This window comes from Pseudoalteromonas sp. HF66 (genome assembly GCF_011806445.1).
Taxonomy (GTDB): domain Bacteria; phylum Pseudomonadota; class Gammaproteobacteria; order Enterobacterales; family Alteromonadaceae; genus Pseudoalteromonas; species Pseudoalteromonas apostichopi.
The window spans coordinates 1-19,945 of sequence record NZ_JAATOU010000014.1 but is presented as its reverse complement, the minus strand read 5'-3'; the positions used below and the strand labels follow the sequence as shown (position 1 = coordinate 19,945).

Annotated in this window: 15 protein-coding genes; 10 read left to right on the top strand and 5 right to left on the bottom strand. The window is 41.2% G+C overall.

Annotated elements, in window-relative coordinates; translation table 11 throughout:
• Window positions 1-16: 16 nt before the first annotated feature.
• The 4 genes from HCZ11_RS13940 to gorA all read right to left on the bottom strand — a co-directional run bounded on the left by HCZ11_RS13940 (window position 17) and on the right by gorA (window position 5,273).
• On the bottom strand, window positions 17-748 hold the full coding sequence (locus HCZ11_RS13940; RefSeq protein ID WP_167658709.1) for a glutaredoxin family protein: 732 nt from the start codon (window positions 746-748) through the stop codon (window positions 17-19).
• A 125-nt stretch (window positions 749-873) separates the two neighbouring features.
• The gene (locus HCZ11_RS13935) at window positions 874-2,547 is read right to left on the bottom strand and encodes a hypothetical protein (protein ID WP_167658708.1); all 1,674 of its coding nucleotides are present in this window, start codon (window positions 2,545-2,547) and stop codon (window positions 874-876) included.
• Between the two features lie 198 nt (window positions 2,548-2,745).
• Window positions 2,746-3,792: an AraC family transcriptional regulator gene (locus tag HCZ11_RS13930; RefSeq protein WP_167658707.1), complete on the bottom strand. Its 1,047-nt coding sequence runs from the start codon at window positions 3,790-3,792 to the stop codon at window positions 2,746-2,748.
• A gap of 119 nt (window positions 3,793-3,911) precedes the next feature.
• Window positions 3,912-5,273, bottom strand: coding sequence for a glutathione-disulfide reductase (gorA, locus tag HCZ11_RS13925; RefSeq protein ID WP_167658706.1), 1,362 nt, complete (start codon window positions 5,271-5,273; stop codon window positions 3,912-3,914).
• 151 nt (window positions 5,274-5,424) lie between these two features.
• On the opposite strand from gorA, the gene prlC reads away from it, so the two are divergent.
• The 5 genes from prlC to HCZ11_RS13900 all read left to right on the top strand — a co-directional run bounded on the left by prlC (window position 5,425) and on the right by HCZ11_RS13900 (window position 12,352).
• On the top strand, window positions 5,425-7,476 hold the full coding sequence (gene prlC, locus HCZ11_RS13920) for an oligopeptidase A (RefSeq protein ID WP_167658705.1): 2,052 nt from the start codon (window positions 5,425-5,427) through the stop codon (window positions 7,474-7,476).
• A gap of 109 nt (window positions 7,477-7,585) precedes the next feature.
• Window positions 7,586-8,764 carry a two-component system response regulator gene (locus tag HCZ11_RS13915; RefSeq protein ID WP_167658704.1) on the top strand — a complete coding sequence of 393 codons (1,179 nt, stop codon included), beginning with the start codon at window positions 7,586-7,588 and terminating at the stop codon, window positions 8,762-8,764.
• A gap of 43 nt (window positions 8,765-8,807) precedes the next feature.
• Entirely contained in the window at window positions 8,808-9,563 is a 756-nt protein-coding gene (locus HCZ11_RS13910; RefSeq protein WP_167658703.1) for a class I SAM-dependent methyltransferase, read from the top strand.
• A 283-nt stretch (window positions 9,564-9,846) separates the two neighbouring features.
• Window positions 9,847-11,772: a methyl-accepting chemotaxis protein gene (locus HCZ11_RS13905; protein WP_167658702.1), complete on the top strand. Its 1,926-nt coding sequence runs from the start codon at window positions 9,847-9,849 to the stop codon at window positions 11,770-11,772.
• A 106-nt stretch (window positions 11,773-11,878) separates the two neighbouring features.
• A complete protein-coding gene (locus tag HCZ11_RS13900) occupies window positions 11,879-12,352 on the top strand; it encodes a peroxiredoxin (protein ID WP_167658701.1) in 474 nt (157 codons plus the stop codon).
• Between the two features lie 88 nt (window positions 12,353-12,440).
• Here HCZ11_RS13900 and HCZ11_RS13895 read toward each other — a convergent pair whose 3' ends face one another.
• The gene (locus tag HCZ11_RS13895) at window positions 12,441-14,576 is read right to left on the bottom strand and encodes a S8 family peptidase (RefSeq protein WP_167658700.1); all 2,136 of its coding nucleotides are present in this window, start codon (window positions 14,574-14,576) and stop codon (window positions 12,441-12,443) included.
• A 323-nt stretch (window positions 14,577-14,899) separates the two neighbouring features.
• Here HCZ11_RS13895 and HCZ11_RS13890 point away from each other — a divergent pair, with 323 nt between their 5' ends.
• The 5 genes from HCZ11_RS13890 (at window position 14,900) to HCZ11_RS13870 (ending at window position 19,647) form a co-directional block, all read left to right on the top strand.
• Window positions 14,900-16,084, top strand: a complete 1,185-nt coding sequence (locus tag HCZ11_RS13890; protein WP_167658699.1) for an NAD(P)/FAD-dependent oxidoreductase — start codon at window positions 14,900-14,902, stop codon at window positions 16,082-16,084.
• Between the two features lie 212 nt (window positions 16,085-16,296).
• On the top strand, window positions 16,297-16,983 hold the full coding sequence (locus HCZ11_RS13885) for a hypothetical protein (protein ID WP_167658698.1): 687 nt from the start codon (window positions 16,297-16,299) through the stop codon (window positions 16,981-16,983).
• Window positions 16,984-17,280: 297 nt separating this feature from the next.
• The gene (locus HCZ11_RS13880; protein WP_167658697.1) at window positions 17,281-17,928 is read left to right on the top strand and encodes a hypothetical protein; all 648 of its coding nucleotides are present in this window, start codon (window positions 17,281-17,283) and stop codon (window positions 17,926-17,928) included.
• Between the two features lie 198 nt (window positions 17,929-18,126).
• Window positions 18,127-18,474, top strand: coding sequence for a hypothetical protein (locus HCZ11_RS13875; RefSeq protein WP_055021399.1), 348 nt, complete (start codon window positions 18,127-18,129; stop codon window positions 18,472-18,474).
• Between the two features lie 351 nt (window positions 18,475-18,825).
• On the top strand, window positions 18,826-19,647 hold the full coding sequence (locus tag HCZ11_RS13870; protein ID WP_167658696.1) for a hypothetical protein: 822 nt from the start codon (window positions 18,826-18,828) through the stop codon (window positions 19,645-19,647).
• The last annotated feature ends 298 nt before the right edge of the window (window positions 19,648-19,945 follow it).

Sequence of the window (19,945 nt, the reverse complement as noted above, 5' to 3'; positions counted from 1 at the left end):
CCCTCGCGTTTTTGTATTAGCTTACTAGCATCCATATACCTGCGGCTATCATAAATAAGTTCTCACTCAGTGAGATAAAGCCGAGCGGCACATTACTGTCGCCACCAACACAGGCGCATTTCAGATCTCGTTTATCGATATACACAGCCTTAATAACCGATACTGCACCTATACTACCAATAAATAATGAAAATGGGGCAACAGCTAAGGCAGGTAATTCAGCTACCATACCTATCGCTACATACGCCTCAATAAACGGGTATACATAAGCGTAGGGCACAATACGCATCGCTAGTAAGTCATAGGTAATAAATGAGTTAGAAAAGCTGTATAAGTCTTGTAGCTTTTGTATCGCTAATACCGCCATTGATACTGCAACGAACAGCATCAGGTTTTGCAAAGAGAATAAAGCCTCACCGCTGGCATAAGTAAAACCGCAGCTGAGTAGCATAGCGACCGCAAAAATGGCTAATACAGGCGTGTAACTGGTGCCCTGTTGGCCAGCCTTAGGTAGATTAAAAAAGTCGCGCAAATCATCGTAACCACCAATGCGTTTATCATTGATAAAGGTTTGTGGTGTGGTTTTTACATCATGCTGCTGTTTGAATGCGTCAGTTTGCTCACGGCTGGTTAAGTGACGATCGTCAACATCGTAACCATGTCGCTCTAATAAATCTTTTGATTTTAAACCGAACGGGCAAATATGCTCATCGGTCACCATGCGGTATAAAATTGCAGACTTAGACACAGTGCCTCCTTGTAAAAATGCCTTGAGTACTGCGTAAAAGTTGCTTAATTACACAGTAAACAAGGGCAAATTGTTGCTATAACTGGTTACTTTATTAACAGTTACAAGGTTTGTGCCAGCACTGTTTATTGCTTGGTTATGGTTAAAATAGCATCCATTACTGGGTCTACACCTGCAAAGTAGTCTTTTGCAGAAAGCGTAATTGGCATATCGGGCGCTAACCAAATACGATGGTCTTCAGCTCGGCTTTGCTGGTGGAACTGGCTCGAAATAAGGCCTGTTTGTTTACTGTATGGTAGGTTAAACCAGCCTGCTTCACCTGCCACGTTAGGGCGGGTGCCTGATGGTTCACCTACAAAAATTGCTGGCACTATATTGGTAATCTTAACTGCTAGATCATGGCCTGCCGAAAATGTATTTCGGCCAATTAATATAAATAACTTTCCTTGTGGCTTTAATACTTTAAAAAATGCGGCCGTTGCTACCAAAGGTGGGGTGAGCGAGCCATTACCACCACTGTTATGGCGAAGGTCTATCACCATATGCTCAATGTCATCGTGTTTGATTTGTGCTTGTAGCTGCATAGCAAATTCAGCAAGGGTGAGATCTTTGCTATTACGTACATCATTGAATTGTACATACAGTAATTTATTCGCTTTTATTTGTTCGCTCCAAAACGGTTTGTTGTTTTTCGCTAAGTATCTAAGCGTAGGGTGTTCAGCAAGTTTTGGTAACTTAGGAAAACCTGCAAATTGCATTGGCTTGAGCGCTGGTGTAACTGTGGTGAGAGCGCCTTTTGGCGAGCTGAGCGTGAGCGTTACCTCGTTACCTTTGCTAATGCCAAGCCCGTTTAGTACATCAAGCAAACTTAAATAATATGGTCCCAGCCAAAGGGTTTGCATTTCATTATCGCGAGCATTAACACGTTTAGTTAACTCAAGAGCTTGCTGGGCTGGTGTATCGGCAAATGCCTCAACTTTATGGCCAACATATTGCTGGTAATCGCTACTTGCTTTGGTGATGTATAAGCCGTCACTAAATTGATAAAACTGAAATGGTAGTTGCTGAAAGTTGCCTTTTTCACCCCATGCTGGGATCAATAGATTATGACCATTGCCAAGTAACGCAATTAGCTCCATAAACTGAAAAACAATTTGCTGATCAGTCAGATCAGGAATCGATTTATCAATCTCAGCTACTTTTTCTGCAAACTGTTGTGAGCTCATGTTTTGATACATTGCCACGTGTAAACGTTTAATCTCTGCAACTAAAAATGCTAAATCGGCGCGCCATTTTTGATCTCGATTGAGCTCAGTATCTAAATCATTACCTGCAAGTGATTTGTAACTGGCTGATTGCGCAAAGCGTTCAAAGTGAGGATTAGTACCAGATTTAAATAAGCTGGTGCCAGCAAGTGTTGGGCGGTCATCCCATCTTGCTGCCAGTGCTTTTTTAAGCCAATATTCTGCTTGCTGTTGGTTGTTAAGCTCTGCATATGCCTCTGCAATTTTCACCATTAAATCGTTAGGGTTACTGGCCCCATTAGGAATGCCTTTTAAGCTAGTCCCAATTGCAAGTGCGCGTTGCAAAGCATCGCTGGCATTTTGATAATCGGCCAATTGAAAGTAACTGAGGCCAAGTAAGTACCAATTATCGCCATCATTTTGATATTCATTAATGAGCTTTTTTGTGAGTTTATTCACCAGAGCCCAGTTTTGTTGTTTAGCAAATTCTATTGCTGCTGTTTTCGATTGAAAGTAAGCGATTGGGTCGCTTGCACCAACGCGACTTGGTTGCACTTTTAAGGCTTGATTTGTTACCTCTAAAGAATGATTCGTTGCTAACGCAGAACCCGAAAAGTTTATTAATAGGCACAATACTAGTAGTAAAAAATAGGACTTGTACATCTGGAGTCTCAAAGCTGTTTTTTGTTTAAATTAGCGTTAGGGCTGTAAAAAAGCGTCCTAAAACAGGATTTAGGACGTTTTTTGTCTGTTTTATGAGCAGGTTTTTAGTGCTTGCTTCTTAAATTGACTCGGCGTTAATCCCGTTTCTTTTTTAAACACCGCATTAAAAGTCGATTTAGAATTAAAGCCAGCTTGAAATGCCAGCTCTATCAGGCTGAGTTTTTGAGATGAGTCTTGCTCTATTTCGCGTTTAACATCATTCACTCTATGCTGGTTGATGTACTCACAAAAGTTGTTCCCCGTTGTGCTGTTAATAGCCCAAGATATTTCTTTACTACCGAGCCCAGTTTGATTTGCTAAGTCGTTTAATGACAACCTAGGTTGTCGATAAAGCGATTCGTTAATAATCAAGCTATCAATAGTTGAGAAAATTTGCTGCGCAAGTTGCTCGTCAGACGAATCAGCTTGTTCAGCTTCGGGTTCTTCAGGCAATGTGACTGGCTCGAATTGAAAGCTATTTTTGATGGTGTGAAACAACAAAAAGCTAAACATTAGCAGTAACAGTATTTCGTTTAATAAATACCAGTGCATCTTTAAATCGAGCGGCGTGATTGGTTGCACATTCATACGCAGCAAATCGAATACGACAATAATGGCAAAAATAAATAATGCTTTGATCAGCCACTTTAATTTAAGGCTCTCAGCATCTGAGCGCGCATGCATAAGTTGTTTGTGGTAGCCCTTTAAAGTGCCATAAGCAAAGTAGAAGTAGCCAAGTTGACTGAGCGAACCGAGTAAAATGATCTCCTGCGTGTAGTGGGTAAAGGCCAAGGAAATAGCCGCAGGAATTAAGTGAACCGCGTAGTGTGATGTTATAAAGGGCTGCTTACCTGTAATCGACAAGGTAAAAAAGTAAATCATAGGCCCATACAGTAATGTAAATGCCGGTGTGATTAAGTAATCAGAAAGGCCTAACCCTTCTAACAGGTTAAAGGCGCATACACAGCCTTGAAATACAAATAGCAGCACCAAGGAACGACTTTGTTTTTGGCTATTAATTAATAATGCACCAAATAACATTTGGAACAGAAAGATACTCTGTACAAGGTGTACAGGGAATAAAGTGATTGATTGCAAAGTAGTTTACGTTCTTATTCTTTTAACTGAGTTTAACAACTCATCATCACTTTGTAATCATAGGCATAAAAAAACCTTGTGGCAGTACCACAAGGTTTTAATTTAGCTTAAAGCTAATCTTATCTCATCGTCACAAACTCTTCTGAGCCTGTTGGGTGAATAGCCACAACAGCATCAAAGTCTGCTTTTGTTGCGCCCATTTTCATGGCAACCGCAAAACCTTGGATCATTTCATCAACTGTGAAGCCAATGCCGTGTAAGCCAACAACTTTTTCGTCTTCTCCAGCACACACCAGCATCATGTTACAAGCTTGGCGGTGCTGAGTAACCGCTGTGTACATTGCTGCAAAGCTTGATTTATAAACCTTTACGTTTTCAGCACCATATTGCGAAATCGCTTCTTGTTCTGTTAAACCAATCGTGCCAATAGGCGGGTGGCTGAATACCACAGTCGGTACTAGCTCGTAGTCCATTTTTAAATCATCAGGTAATTCTTTATTAAATAAGCGCTCTGATAAAATACGACCTGCTTTAACGGCTACTGGCGTAAGTTCAATACCGTTTTCGATGATATCACCTACTGCATAGACGTTTTCAGCGGTGGTGTTTTGGAATTCGTCTACTTTTACGTAACCGCTTTCGTTCACTTCAACACCTGCTGCCGCAAGGTTGATCTTGTCAGTTGTTGGTGTACGGCCAATTGCCCAAATAACTTCATCAACGTTTTGGCTGTGACCATTTTCAAAGTGAATTGTTAAGCTACCATCGCTTTCTTTAACTACTTCTTTTGGAGTGCAATCAGTGTGAAGCGTAGGGCCTTCTTTAGCCATAATATCGACAAGCGTATCAATAATGTACGGGTCAAAAGTACGTAGCGGTTTGTTTTTACGAACAAACAGGTGGGTTTCTGTGCCAAGGCTATGAAGTACACCAGCGATTTCAACGGCAATGTAACCTGCACCAACCACAGCAACACGTTTAGGTTGTGCGTCTAGCTCGAAGAAGCCGTTTGAATCAATACCAAGCTCAGCGCCAGGGATGTTAGGAATAGTAGGACGACCACCAACAGCAACAAGGATATGATCTGCGGTGTAAAGTTCACCGTCAACTTCAACTGTTTTGTTATCAACAAACTTAGCAAAGCCATTGATCACAGTCACACCATTGCTAGATAAGTACTTGTTGTAACCTTGGTGAATACGACCAATGTAAGCTTCGCGGCTTTCAACTAATTTAGCCCAGCTAAAACCTTTTAACTCAACATCAAAGCCGTAATCAGGTGCATATGCGTTAATAGCTTCAGCGATTTGTGCGCCGTGCCACATAACTTTCTTTGGAACACAACCGACATTTACACAAGTGCCACCCATGTGTTTTGCTTCAATAAGAGCGACTTTTGCGCCACGCATTGCTGCACGGTTTGCAGAGGCAATACCGCCACTACCACCACCAATTGCAATGTAATCAAAATGCTGAGCCATAGTTTGTCCTCAAAAATAGATAATTTTTTATTAATTAATCGATTTAGTAATAACTTGATAATAGCATAATAAAGACCAAGGTTAAGCCCCTTGTATTTCATCAATTCGCCCCAACTTCAAAATCATCTTCGCATAAAATTTGAGAACAAAAATGACAATTGCAGAAAATAACCCACTCATTGGTTTAGAAGGGCTTCCGCCGTTTTCTAAAATTGAACCTGTACACGTAGTGCCAGCAGTAAAAGCGGCAATTGCTGAGTGCCGCGCTAAAATCGATGAGGTACTGGCAACCAAATCATACACATGGAATGATTTAGTACTTCCGCTTGAGGAAGCTGATGACAAGTTATCACGCCTATTTTCACCGGTATCACACATGAACTCAGTCGTTAACAGTGATGAGTTACGTGAAGCCTATGAGCAATGTTTGCCATTGTTATCTGAGTATTCAACGTTTGTTGGTCAGCACCAAGGTTTGTACGATGCTTACAACACACTTCATAATAGCGATGAATTTAAATCATTAACGATTGCCCAACAAAAAACCATTACTAATGCATTACGTGATTTTGAGCTGTCAGGGATTGCTTTAAAACCTGAACAACAAAAACGTTATGGCGAAATCAGTGCGCGTTTATCGGAGCTGGCTTCTAAGTTTGGTAACAATGTTATGGATGCTACACTTGCTTGGCAAAAACACATTACTGATGAAAGTGAACTGGCTGGCTTACCTGAGTCTGCTTTAGCACTTGGTGCTGATACCGCACAAAGTAAAGAGCTAGAAGGTTGGGTGTTTACTTTAGACTTTCCATCTTACTTACCTATTATGACCTACGCAGATAACCGCGAGTTACGTGAAGAGTTTTACACTGCGTTTGTGACCCGTGCCTCTGATCAAGGCCCTAATGCTGGTGAATTTGATAACTCTGCCATTATGAGCGAAGAGCTTGCACTGCGTCATGAGCTTGCCGAGTTACTTGGCTTTAGCAGCTACGCTGACATGTCACTGGCAACTAAAATGGCAGAAACGCCTGAGCAAGTTTTCTCATTCTTAGAAGATTTAGCTGCTAAGTCTAAACCGCAAGCTGAGCAAGAGCTTGCTGAGCTAACAGCTTATGCAAAAGACAAGCACGGTGTGACGGAACTTGCTGCATGGGACTACGCTTATTATGGCGAAAAACTTAAGCAAGAGAAGTATGCGATTTCTGATGAAGTACTGCGCCCATATTTCCCAGCCAATAAAGTATTAAGTGGCTTATTCACTACAGTAAATCGTTTATTTGGCATTAGTGTTAAAGAAGTAACAGAGTTTGATACTTATCACCCTGATGTACGTTTCTTCGAAATTTACGATAGCAGCAATACCTTACGTGGTCGCTTTTATCTTGATTTATACGCCCGCGATCGCAAACGCGGAGGTGCGTGGATGGATGACTGCATGGGTCGTAAAGTACGTGCTAACGGCGAATTACAAACCCCTGTTGCCTACTTAGTGTGTAACTTTAATAAAGCAGTGGGTGATAAGCCTGCCTTGTTTACTCATAATGAAGTGACAACTCTATTCCATGAGTTTGGTCATGGTATTCACCATATGTTGACGCAAGTTGATGCTGCGCCGGTTGCAGGTATTAACGGTGTTGCATGGGATGCGGTTGAGTTACCAAGTCAGTTCCTTGAAAACTGGTGTTACGAAGAAGAAGCGCTGAGCTTTATTTCGGGTCACTATGAAACAGGTGAGCCATTACCAAAAGAGTTATTAGATAAACTCCTTGCGGCGAAGAACTTCCAATCAGGTATGCAAATGCTGCGTCAGCTAGAGTTCTCGTTGTTTGACTTTACTATTCACCATACTTACAAAGCGGGTGAGCCATGTAATATTCAAGCAACACTTGACGAGGTGCGCAGTAAAACTGCTGTTGTTAAAGCGCCAGCGTTTAACCGTTTTCAGCATGGCTTTAGCCATATTTTTGCGGGTGGTTATAGCGCAGGTTATTACTCTTATAAGTGGGCTGAAGTGCTCTCGGCTGATGCGTTTTCTAAGTTTGAAGAAGAAGGTATCTTTAACCCTGCAACGGGCGAAGCTTTCTTAAAGAACATTTTAGAGAAAGGGGGTAGTGAAGAGCCTATGGAGTTATTTAAAAAGTTCCGAGGACGCGAACCGCAAGTCGATGCACTACTGAGACATAGCGGCATTGCTGCATAATAATTTTTGTTGATTTAAAGCGCCGTAAGGCGCTTTTTTTATTAATATTTCTTCGCAAAATTACGCTCTCGTACTATTCTTCTTAAAAAAGAGTTTATAGGAATTAAGCATGTCAAAACTGGTATTAGCCATTGATGATGATAAATACATCCATCATGTGATTGAGGAATCGCTATCGGGCTTTTGCACACTGATCCATGCTAAAAATGGCGACGAAGGATTAAGACAGGCGTTAAAGTACAGCCCTGACATCATCTTACTTGATATCGAAATGCCGGGTAAAACGGGCTTTGAGGTATGTAACGAATTAAAAGCCAACCCGCAAACAAAAGATACGCCTGTGATGTTTTTGTCGGGTAAAGCTGATTTACCTGACCGTGTAAAAGGTTATAACGCAGGTGCAGCTGATTACATTGTAAAACCATTTAATGCTGAAGAGCTCATGGCACGTATTCGCGTGTTATATCAATATCGTCAGCACTCTAAAAAGCTTAAAAGTGATGTAGAGCGAGCGCAAATCACTGCCGAAATCGCGATGACAGATTCAGGCGATATGGGTCGTATAATGCGCTACGTTGGGCAGAGCTATCATGCACACGATATCAAAGCGTTATCTGAGCATATGTTTGAGTTTTTTAATCCGATGGAGCTCGATGTAGTGCTGGCGTTTTGGTATCAAGATATTGGCGTATTTTGTAGCGCTGAGGGCGGAGTGTGTCCACTAGAGCAAGAGCTACTCGAAAAACACCGTGATGCAAATCGCTTTGTTGACTTTAGCCATCGCACAATTATTAATTACCCTAAAGTGTCGATGCTGGTCAAAAACATGCCACTTGATGATGCCCAGCTTTATGGCCGTTATAAAGATTTATTTCCGCATATTCTTGAAGTTACTAACGCTAAAGTACAAGACATGGAAAACAACGAGCGGGCACTGACTCAAGCGCAGCAAATAGGTAACTCGTTTAATGAGTTATCTGATCAAATGTACCAAAACAGTGACTCGCGCGAACGTGCTGTTGAAAAGTTTGCCGCCCAACTAGATGAGCTAAATAAGTCAATTGAACAAAGTGGTTTATCAAGTAGTGAAGAAGTCGCATTTCACCTACAACAATTAAAACAAACTCAATTGCAGTTTACCTCGCTCAATGAAGACTTAGCGTTTATAAAGTATCAGCTAAAGCATATTATCGAATCGCGTAGTGAACTTTTAGCTAGCTTACAAAAAATGGCTGAACCGAGTGAGACCGAAGATGTCACTTCACAAACGGATATCGAGCTATTTTAAGCCATGCTATACTGGCGCCGAATAATTTAGCTCGGAGTTTTGCGTGGTAATTCATTGTCCTTTTAAAGAAATGCGTCCTTATTTAGATGCCATCGAACAGCGTTTTGGTTTGGCTAAGTGGGCTGAGCAGAATGTTGGCTTTTCGCTTCATTATGACGATCAGGGTCTCAGCTTAAAGAAAAAGGACGAGCCAAAACTTGGTGCTATCCATGTTGATTTTGTAACCGGTGCTGCCGCCCATCGCCGTAAGTTTGGTGGTGGTAAAGGGCAAGCAATTGCAAAGGCTGTAGGGTTAAACAAAGGTGCCACGCCAGTGGTGCTTGACGCCACTGCGGGGCTTGGCCGCGACGGCTTTGTACTGGCATCGCTAGGTTGTAAGGTGATTTTGCATGAACGCCACCCTGTTGTTGCTGCGCTTTTATTTGATGGTCTAGAACGCGCCTATAACGATGCTGAAATTGGTCCTTGGATGAAAGAAAACATGAGCCTAGTGTTTGGCTCAAGCCATACTTTACTGGCGCAGTGCAGCGATACACCAGATGTTGTGTACTTAGATCCTATGTTTCCTCATCGTGAAAAGTCAGCCCTTGTTAAAAAAGAAATGCGAGTATTCCAAGAGCTTGTGGGCGGAGATAACGATGCCGATGATCTTCTTGATTTTGCTTATCCGCTTGCTAGTAAACGAGTAGTCGTAAAGCGCCCAGATTACGCCCCATTTCTAAATGATAAAACCCCGAGTATGCAAATCAAAACTAAAAAGAACCGCTTTGATGTGTATGTGAAGGCAGCAATGGTTTAATACCATTAATCCGCAATAATACTTAATCATTTTGAGGGATTAAACCTACCGCTACCAGCGTTAAAAATTTTTCATTAAGAGCAACTTAATAACGAAATTTTTGCCTTGTTATCGACGAGGTTTTATTGCCTCAAAATAGACCCCTTAATTAAGCGAATTGGTATTTATGTAACCCTTTTAGCTTAGTTTGATTCGTTTTTACCTGTTATTTTTTACGGTTTACATCAAATTGTCATAAAAGGTTAATATTCTACGCGCGTAACGCTACTTGGGAATATCGTTTATGCGCGTGTCATCATTTACTCGGCTATTGGCCGTTTTACTCACTCTCGCTAGTATTTTACTGGCAGCAACCCTGTTCTGGGCTAGTCAAACTTTACTCGGTTTAGAGCAGCAAGATAACGCTTATAATAAGCTTAAAAACACCATCATTATTGATTTAAAAAGTTACCTTGATGATTATTTAGAGCAAGGTGACAGCCAACACTTAAATAAAGCCTCAACGCTAATAAGCGATGTTAAAAAGCAGCATTTAACTGAGCTACCTAATGACTTGGCGGGCCAACTAAATAGCCAACTGACGGCGCTCGATAAAGACATTAATGGTAAGTATCGTGCTTTAGGTAAGCTATCGGGTAACGAAATGGCGCTGCTCGATAACTCGTTAAGGCAAATGGCAGGTTCGGCCTCATCGTTAATTGGCTATGCAAGCAAAGCCGAGCCGCAAACAGTGCTTGCACTTGAGTATTATCAACTTGCTGCTGACTACTACAGCGAAGTTACATCACTCGCTTTGTATACATACAAGTTAGTGCTTAACTATGATCAAGACACTAAAAATAGCCTCAATCAAAGTGTTGAAAACCTAAATGACCTTGCTGCTAAAATCGATAGACTTGAAAACCTAGGTGTTATGAGCGAAGTGGATGAAGACGCTTTGTTTTTTGGTGAAGAAGCTGAAGACTTAGCCGGTGATATTAAAGCTGAACTAAGTAGCTGGCCTAAACGTTTCCCACGTGATTTAGCATCCACTCTTGAGCAAGCTGAGCAACGTCAAACTGGCATGCAAGCACTTCGAGAACAGATTGAAGCCCTATCTGCGACGGTGCTTGGTGCTGAGCAACAGTTAAAAGATGAACAAAGTAATCTTAAGCAACAAGTGTTTATCGTGTTCTGTGTGGCCATTAGCATGCTGGTGGTTTTAGCGGGGGGGGTTTACTTTGTACAGCGTAACCAAGTGCTTAACCCATTGCGCCAATTACGTGATGGTTTTGCTTTCTTAATTGAAAGTAATGAGCTTAAAAACATCGAGAGTAAAAACCCGAAAACCGAAATAGGTGAAATTGCCCATTACTTTAATCAACTGATTGAGCGTCAGCGTGGTGAGGCAGAAGAACGAGCACAAATGCTGAAGGTTATTAATGACTTTATGCTAGAGATGAGCGAGCACTTACATACCATTGCTCAGCAAACAGATGCCAGTCATTCTCAGGTTGAACAAAACCAAGGTTTACTTTCTGATATTCAACACATTGGTGAGCAGGTCAATAATATTAATGGTCAAGTTGCTGATAACGCCAAACAAACTTTTGGTGCGATGGAGCAGAGCCTAGGCTTTGCCGACAGCATGTTAACCGCAAGCTCTCGCACTGAAGAGCGCGTTGAGCAAGGTCTTGATAGCTTAAAAGAGCTATTAAAAGGGGTTGATGACGTTGGCCAAGTTATTGAGGTGATCAAAAACATTGCTGAACAAACAAATCTATTGGCACTGAATGCAGCGATTGAGTCGGCTCGTGCCGGTGAACATGGTCGAGGTTTTGCGGTTGTAGCGGACGAAGTCCGAAAACTTGCCAGACAAACACAAGGTTCACTTGATGATATTAATAGTCAGCTAAACCGCTTAAGTGAAAATTCAACCATGGTATCAGAGCAAATTAGTGCTTTGGCTAATGATGCCGAGCTGCAAACACAAAATGCCCAAGAGCTTAAACGTAACTCAGAAGGCGTAGCTGACAACGCGCAAGATGCCAATAAAGTAGCGTTTGATGCTATGGAGCTTGCTAAGCAGCAAAATGCTTTACTAGAAAACTTTAGCCAATCAATGCAAAGCATGAAGGGGCAAGTAAGCGAGTCGAACTCACTGGTTAGTGATATTCAGCTGCGCCTACAAGAGCAAATGCACACTATTAAATCCAGCTTAGGTTTATAACACTTCAAAGGGCGAACAATGTTTTGCATTGTTTGCCCTTAAATCATGCGGTATTCAATTTTTTGGGTATATACTCTGTACTCTTATTTTCTTTCAAGGAATCACGATGATCGAACAAGGCCAAACTTTACCTGCAGCAACCCTTAGCGAATTAACTAGTGAAGGTATGCAAACCTTATCAACAGAGGCATTATTTGCAGATAAAAAAGTGGTGTTATTTGCCGTGCCTGGCGCATTTACACCAACCTGTTCTAATGCTCACTTACCTGAATTTATCACCTTAGCTGATAAAATTACAGCCAAAGGCGTTGATGCAATTTACTGTGTATCGGTAAACGATGCATTTGTAATGAAAGCATGGGGTGAAGCGCACAATGCTGAGCACATTCGTATGTTGGCTGATGGTGATGCCAGCTTTACTAAAGCACTTGGTTTAGATAAAGATACGGCAGGTTTTGGTGGTGTGCGCTCAAAGCGTTACGCGATGATCGTTGAAAACCAAATAGTAACAGGGCTTTTTGTTGAACAAGATAAAGAGTTTGTTGTGAGCCGCGCTGAAGCTGTGCTAGAAAAACTTTAATAGTAATTCGTGCTTAATTAAGTAAATACAAAAAAGCCGGACGTAAGTCCGGCTGAAAGTCCCAGGGGGGAACTGGGGAGATCAACTATTAAGGTTGATACTGTGCATCCAATGTCACACCAGAGAAAGTCTTGTATGCATTTAAGCTTAAGTGCCAAGTACCTGCTTGTGGGTTACTGAATGTACATGTTTCTGCGTTACCGTTTTTGTACGGACGACAGTCATAGCTTGATGACGTTGGTTGGCTACCAAACTTAACGAATAAGTCAGCATCACCCGAGCCACCAGAAGTCGTTACTGTGAAACTTGCCATACCTGCTGGTACTTCTAATGTGTAATGTTTCCACTGACCTGCACTTGCCGAGATATCAGTCACTGTGCCGCCACCTGCTTGTGGTGAACCTGAGCCTGAACCTCCGCCTGATACAGTTAAATCACCCACTAAGCTAACACCTGAGTAGGCAGAATAACCATTCAGCATTACATGGTAAGTACCTGCTGTTGGGTTATCGATAGAACATACTTCATTGTTACCGCCTTTGTATGGACGACAATCATAGGTTGACGTTGTTGGTGCGCTACCTGCACGAACGTAAAGGTCAGCATCACCTGTACCGCCACTCATAGTGAAAGTTACGTTAGTAGCTCCACTAGGTACTTCCATTGTGTAGAAAGTTTGGCTGCTAGCAGAGCCACTTAAACCTGTTAGTGCTTGACCATCTTCTAACACATTCCCCGTTGGTGGTGGCGGAGTTGTACCTGATGCCGCTGCAACTGCTGCTGCCGCATCCACAATACCTGTCCCACAGCTAGTACATGTTGCTGGGAAAGAACGGGTTGTTGATTTTAAAATGTTTTCGATTTCATCAGGCGTTGCTGAAGGTTTAGCTTGCTTGATTAGCGCAGCGACACCCGCAACATGTGGTGCTGCCATCGATGTACCTTGCGAGTAGTGGTATGAATCGCTGCTTGGGCCTGTTGAGCCTGAGTTGTGAGTTGATAACACACCTTCAGAATCATTAGCAAAGCTTTGCGCGCCACCCGGTGCTGCAACATCAATGTTGCTACCGTAGTTTGAGTAGTATGCACGACCACCGTTACGACCTACTGATGCAACGTTTACTACGCCATTACAGTTACCTGGGTTGTAGTTTGCAGAGTTATCGTTGTCATTACCTGCTGCGATAACGACTACAGTGCCGTTGTTACGGGCTTGGTTAATTGCATTTTGTGTTGTAGAGCTACATGAGCCGCTACCGCCTAAACTCATGTTAATAACATCAGCAGGGTTAGCATTTGCTGGTACACCAGAAACTGAACCACCTGAAGCCCAGATAATACCGTCAGCGATATCAGATGTTAAACCACCACATTTACCAAGTACACGAACAGGAACTACTTTCGCATCATAAGCAACACCTGCAACACCTTCACCGTTGTTAGTAACAGCTGCAACTGTACCGGCAACGTGCGTACCGTGCCAGCTAGAGTCTTGAGCACCGTGTGTGTAACCACACTCGTTAGCACTGATTGCATCACCTGGATCGCGAGCATCGCTATCACGACCGCCCCCATCGTTTGCTACAGACACGTTAGAGATCATGTCATAGCCCTGAAGGATGTTTGCGTTTAGATCAATATGAGGACGGTAACCTGTATCAAGTACCGCAACTACCACACCGCTACCTGTTGCTGTATCCCAAGCTGTAGGAAGGTTTAAACCACCTGCTTGCTCGTAGTAGTGCCATTGGTCGTCATAACGAGGGTCGTTAGGCGTTGCAAATGGCTTTAACATTTGGTCAATTTCGATGTATTCAACATTACCTGTTGCAAGCACCTCTTGCATGAACTCTTGTGCTTCTTGAGCAGAAAGTTTTTTATCAGCACGCATTACGTGGTGATTATTCATCGCCATTGCACGAACATATTGTGCTTTTACTTTACCTTTCTTACTGGTGAAGTTTTTAACAAAGCCTTTTGCTTTTTTGTTCATCATAGTTGGCGATTGTTCTGCTGCCGACATAGTCATCATTTCATCATTGTTATTTTTATATTTGATGATGAATTGCGTACCAAAGCCTTCTTGACCTTGTAATTTTGCTGCAGTTTCCTGCATAGATGGCGACATAAGTTGGTTTGGAGTAGCCATTGCTGCTGTTGTTCCAAACAACGCAGTCAAGCTCAGTGCAATTGCGCACTTCTTCAAGTTGTTGTTAGTTGTCATAATGATCCCTAGATTGTTATGTAAATCTTCACGGTATTTCTCGCGAAGGGGGACAAAGGTAAAATAAATGTAAATTTAGTTAAAATATCGTTTTATTATGGTTGTCTCTATTTTGGTTATAACCGAATGTATAGACGTCTAAATCAGTCTTTTTATGGTGTTTTTTAATACTTTTCTCATAATAAAGTTATAAATTTTTAGTTTTGAGTTTTTACTTTATTTCGTTTTTTGGTTTTATCTTTTTTGTAAAAACACCGTACTGTTAACACAGCAGCGAAAATAACTTGTTATAATCAGCTAAATTTTTTTAGTGAGTATGAGTAATGACCCAAGTAGACGTAATTGTGATTGGCGCCGGTGCCGCAGGTTTGATGTGTGCTGCACAAGCAGGCTACCGTGGTCGCAATGTTACTGTGCTTGATATGGGCAAAAAGCCGGGCCGTAAAATATTAATCAGCGGCGGTGGTCGTTGTAACTTCACCAATGAAAACGCAAGCCCAGACAATTACTTGTGTGGAAATCCTCACTTTGTAAAATCGTGTTTAAGCCGTTATACCCAACATGACTTTATTGAGCTGGTGGACCGTCACGGTTTGGCTTATCACCATAAAACGCTGGGCCAGTTATTCTGCGATAACAGCGCACAAGATATCGTCGATATTCTTTTAACTGAGTGCGAGTGGGCGGGAGTTAACATAGCGCTGCGTAACGAAGTACTCAGTGTGACCAAAACAGATGCTGGTTATGAAGTTATTACCGAGCAAGACAGCTATCAATGCGAGTCGTTAGTTGTTGCATCCGGTGGGTTAACCATGCCTAAGCTCGGTGCATCACCAATTGGTTATAAAATTGCAGATCAATTTGGTTTAACAGTGTTACCAACCATGGCGGCATTAGTGCCATTTACTTTGCATCAGCACGATAAAGATCGCTTTGAAGGTTTATCGGGGATCAGTATTCCTTGTCTGGTTAGCAGTGAAGATGGCACCCAGTTCAAAGAGAACATCCTGTTTACTCACCGTGGCCTTTCGGGCCCAGCGATTTTGCAAATCAGCTCTTTTTGGCGTGCAGGGCAAACTGTGTACATCAACTTGTTACCCGAGCTTGATTTAAAACAGCAGCTTGAGCAGTGGCGTCAAAGCCAAGGGCAAAAGTCACTAAAAAATACTCTTGCGACAATTTTACCAAAGCGTTTTGTTGAAATGCTGCACGACACCAAGGCTATTCCAGATTGCAATGTAAACCAGCTAAGCCATGCGCAAATCGACGCGTTACATGACTACGTTCATAATTGGCAAATTAAACCTAACGGCACAGAGGGTTATAGAACAGCCGAAGTAACGCTTGGCGGTATAGACACCGACGAGTTAAGCTCAAAAACCTTCGAAGCGAAAAAGTCACCGGGCCTTTATTTCATCGGCGAAGTAACCGATGTCACCGGCTGGTTAGGCGGCTACAACTTCCAATATGCTTGGAGCTGCGGCTTTGCAGCAGGGCAGTATTGTTGATTTGAGTTGCTAGTTGCGAGTTGCAAGTTACTAGGGGAAAGGTATTAGTGGTTATGGCATAGGAGCTAGGTTAGCACTTGCTTGTAGGTCGTGCTTTAGCGCGAGGCTGTTATTAATGGAGTAATAGATGAATAAAGTATATAAATTTTATCCAGAATATGAAGATGAATTTATTACTCCGATTGATACCTCAGAAACGAGTTTATTATTCTATGAACAGCTTTAAAGCTTACTTAGTACTTTCTTTTCTACTGGTGATTACATCTCATTCGCATGCTGATGATGTTAGTTGGCAGTGGCAATCAGATTTGGAAAAAGCGATATTGAAAGCCGATACCTCAGTGCAAAATATAGAGCTTGGTTCTTACTGGGATACACGTTATAGGGCTGCTGTATTTTCTGTTGCAAACTTAATATCAATCGGTTGGTCTAGTCGAGGGTTTAATCCAGAAATATACAACACGGTTTTGAATGATATTTGGAATAATACTAGTCAAAAGCACTTACTAAATGACAACTTAATTCGCTTATCTTCTCTAACGTGGAGGTTAAACCTTAAGAATAGATGCTTTGATGCTAACGTGAATAAAAGCCGTGCTCGTAAGTACATCATTAAAATGATTAACTCGGATGAGAATGTTTTAAAGGATTCTGCAATCAGTGGGCTCGGGTTATTAGGCGAACGTGAAGATGTTGATATGTTGATTGAGCTATTGATTAACAATCAAAATACCTTTGTTGGATCTTCTGCATTAAGCTCTCTTTTGCTTGTTGAAGGTGATTACGCGCTAGAAATGCTTAGGACTAATATACAAAAAGTCTCCAATGATTCTCTAAAGCAGCAGATTAAGGAAGAGCTTAGTTTCATACGAGTCAGTGATGATAAGTGCGCTGAATAAAATCTATCGCATTCATAAAAAGTCAAACTATGCTGGTAGCACCTAGCACCTAGCACCTAGCACCTAGTACCTAGCACCTAGCACCTAGCACCTAGCACCTAGCACCTAGCACCTAAAACTAGCACCTAGCACCTAAAACTAGCAACTATAATGTTACCCATTTATTTTTCATGCATATGATTGGCGATAAGTAGTTAAATAAAATCATTGGAGTTAAGCTAAATTATTTTCTGATGCCATGGGCGAGGTAGTGGCAAAAAGCAAGACCTGACACTATGAGTTCTGGAGTAAAATGATATGACTAATATGCTGAACGTTTATATGGATGATATAGAAGTTATTAGTGATGAAACCGCACAATCATTTGATAAGCTTAAAAAAGGTGTATTATCTGATGATAGTGAAATAAGAGAAAGATCATTTTCTAAATTGGCATGCTTTGAGTATACCGAAGAAATTAAAAATATTTTTAACAGAGGATTATTATATAGCGATGAACTTATTCGCTCTGATTGTATAGAATTTCTTGCTGAATTTGATTTACTTGATAATTTAGAAAAGATTTGCGAATTATTAGATGACCCTAGCCATTATGTCGTTAATTCATGTGTAATTAGTCTAGCTGAGCTAAATTCTAAAAATGAAAAAGTTATTAAGCTTTTGATTAGTAAGTTAAAAGGTGGGAATCTTCAGAGTGGAACTGTTTTAAGAATTCACTATGCGTTATATAAACTTGATCCAACATACTCAATTGGGAACCTATTAGTTTGCTATTCTGACTCCAGAGATTATCGAGATAGGTGTGCTATTTTAAACTTATTAGCAGAGGGAATCCGAGAAGAGGATATCCCTGTGATAAAAGAGAAGCTAGATAAAATTGTAAATCCTAATGATTTTAGATCTGTACTATTTAAATATGATGAACTTTTAGATTCATTAGATTGATCAGTGATTTCAATTTAAATCTAAAGCTTCGCTCTGGCGGGGCCTTGTTTTTTCTAGCTGTGGTGGCTTGGATTTTGTTTTCAAGACTGGCTTAGCTGCTCAATGGAAAGAACCGCTTGCTGGCATGGGTGAGGTAGTGACAAAAAGCAAAACCTGCTCCCATGTGTTTGAAGCGCAGTAAAAGGAGCATGATTTATAATGACTGAAATTACAAAAACTCAAAGATTGGTATGTAATGAATTTAATGCTGACTTTGTATCATCTCCCGAAGATATGAAAGTTGGGATTTCTCGTAACGTCAAGCAAGGGGTTATTCCTATTAATGGACTAAGACACTCCCCTGAAGGAGATACAACAGGTTGGTACATTTGGGGTGGAGAAGAGTTTTCTGAAGAACCTGATTTTTTCGTTCCTCTTCATGTTGCTCATTTAGGTGAGTGGTGTCCTGATATCAAAAAGTATCTTGCGCTACCTCCGGGTTATAGGTTTTTAATCGCAGGAGATTATGTTGATGTTTGGTTTGATGAGTCTTTATTAAATATTTGACGACATAGTTTGAATTCTAAGCTTCACACTCGCGGGGCTTTTTCTTGTCGGGCATAAATGGGCTTTATTTTTGGCTGCTTTTGAAGCCAAAGGGGCCAACATTAGCCTCAAACTTGTGAGCTTTTTATTGTTTATTTTTAATTGTCCAAATTTCTACTCATCATTCATTTAAAAATTTTCAAAAGCACATAATTTTTTGATGAGCTGATTACTTACGGCATAATCATCATAAATGATGTTTATAGCGCATAATTTTAAGGAACCCATTTCCGTGCTCTTATTCCTCACTTTGTCAAACAGCAGAAACTGAGACACCACTGGTGTCGTTTATTTTACAATCAAAAGGTGATTATGAAAAAATTTATATATCAGCATCAAGGCTCGCTGCTAATTGGCCTATTCGTTCTGGGGCTTGCACTAGATTATTTCTTAGCAATTGAACAATGGGTGTTAGTCGTTGCAGCGTTGGTTCTCATTATGGTAGGGGAAACTCTTTGTGAAAATGTAAAGTCTGAAATGATAGCCCTGCAAGAAATGAAAAAAGCTGAACTCGAAGAGCGAGAAAGGCAGAGTAAATTGATTCCCCATGAGCATAGGTTCTTGGAAACTCATAAGAGAAAAACTTATGGAGATGAGCCTGAAAACACTGTCATTGCAGAGCTTCGAAATATGGAAGAACTAAGGCCAGCGCCTTTTTCAAATAAAACATTAATTGAGTGGGGCTTCTCATCAGATAACAAGTACGAATGCCCAGTACAATACAGTCAATATAATAATGTTACGGGTGTTGACGAGTATGGCGATGTTCCTATAAAAAGAATTTTAGGTGCCTGCACAACAAATAATATGGCTACGGGCTCGGAAGAAGTGTTTGAACCAAATACTACATATAGAGGAACTCTTTTTAATTATCTTCATGGAGGAAACTTAAACCAAGAGTCACTAGGCTACTTTGAGGATGAAAATAGGGGGCATGAAGGAATGCCAGTTGAAAGAATTGGTAATGATCGTAAAACAAGATCTGATGGTGAATGGAGCTTTGTAAAATATGGCGACTATTACTTTTCTAATCACGGCCATCAACGCACAGTTTTCGCAATGTATCATCTATTTCAGAAATACGGTGATGAAGCGGTAATTAAAAATGTTAAAATAACAAAGTATGCTTTCTAGACAAAACAATAAAAACGCCTCGCACTCGTGGGGCTTTTTGATACTTTCAAATCAATCAGCAAGGTGTTTTATTTTTGGCTGCTTTTGAAGCCAAAGGGGGGTTTATTCTTAATAAACAGTGACTCAATGAAGAAACTCGATATCTTATATTTACGCCTAGCACCTAGCACCTAGCACCTAAAATCAATACTTGCCGCCATAAATGACGCCCTACATAATTTTGATAGCTGATAGCTGATAGCTGATAGCTGATAGCTGATAGCTGATAGCTGATAGCTGATAGCTGATAGCTGATAGC

Bases quoted from the DNA above. Each gene is read 5' to 3' on its own strand.
- HCZ11_RS13895 (WP_167658700.1), bottom strand. From the start codon at position 14,576: ATGACAACTAACAACAACTTGAAGAAGTGCGCAATTGCACTGAGCTTG.
- HCZ11_RS13885 (WP_167658698.1), top strand. From the start codon at position 16,297: ATGAACAGCTTTAAAGCTTACTTAGTACTTTCTTTTCTACTGGTGATT.
- HCZ11_RS13870 (WP_167658696.1), top strand. From the start codon at position 18,826: ATGAAAAAATTTATATATCAGCATCAAGGCTCGCTGCTAATTGGCCTA.
- HCZ11_RS13890 (WP_167658699.1), top strand. From the start codon at position 14,900: ATGACCCAAGTAGACGTAATTGTGATTGGCGCCGGTGCCGCAGGTTTG.
- HCZ11_RS13905 (WP_167658702.1), top strand. From the start codon at position 9,847: ATGCGCGTGTCATCATTTACTCGGCTATTGGCCGTTTTACTCACTCTC.
- HCZ11_RS13880 (WP_167658697.1), top strand. From the start codon at position 17,281: ATGACTAATATGCTGAACGTTTATATGGATGATATAGAAGTTATTAGT.
- prlC (WP_167658705.1), top strand. From the start codon at position 5,425: ATGACAATTGCAGAAAATAACCCACTCATTGGTTTAGAAGGGCTTCCG.
- gorA (WP_167658706.1), bottom strand. From the start codon at position 5,273: ATGGCTCAGCATTTTGATTACATTGCAATTGGTGGTGGTAGTGGCGGT.
- HCZ11_RS13875 (WP_055021399.1), top strand. From the start codon at position 18,127: ATGACTGAAATTACAAAAACTCAAAGATTGGTATGTAATGAATTTAAT.
- HCZ11_RS13900 (WP_167658701.1), top strand. From the start codon at position 11,879: ATGATCGAACAAGGCCAAACTTTACCTGCAGCAACCCTTAGCGAATTA.
- HCZ11_RS13915 (WP_167658704.1), top strand. From the start codon at position 7,586: ATGTCAAAACTGGTATTAGCCATTGATGATGATAAATACATCCATCAT.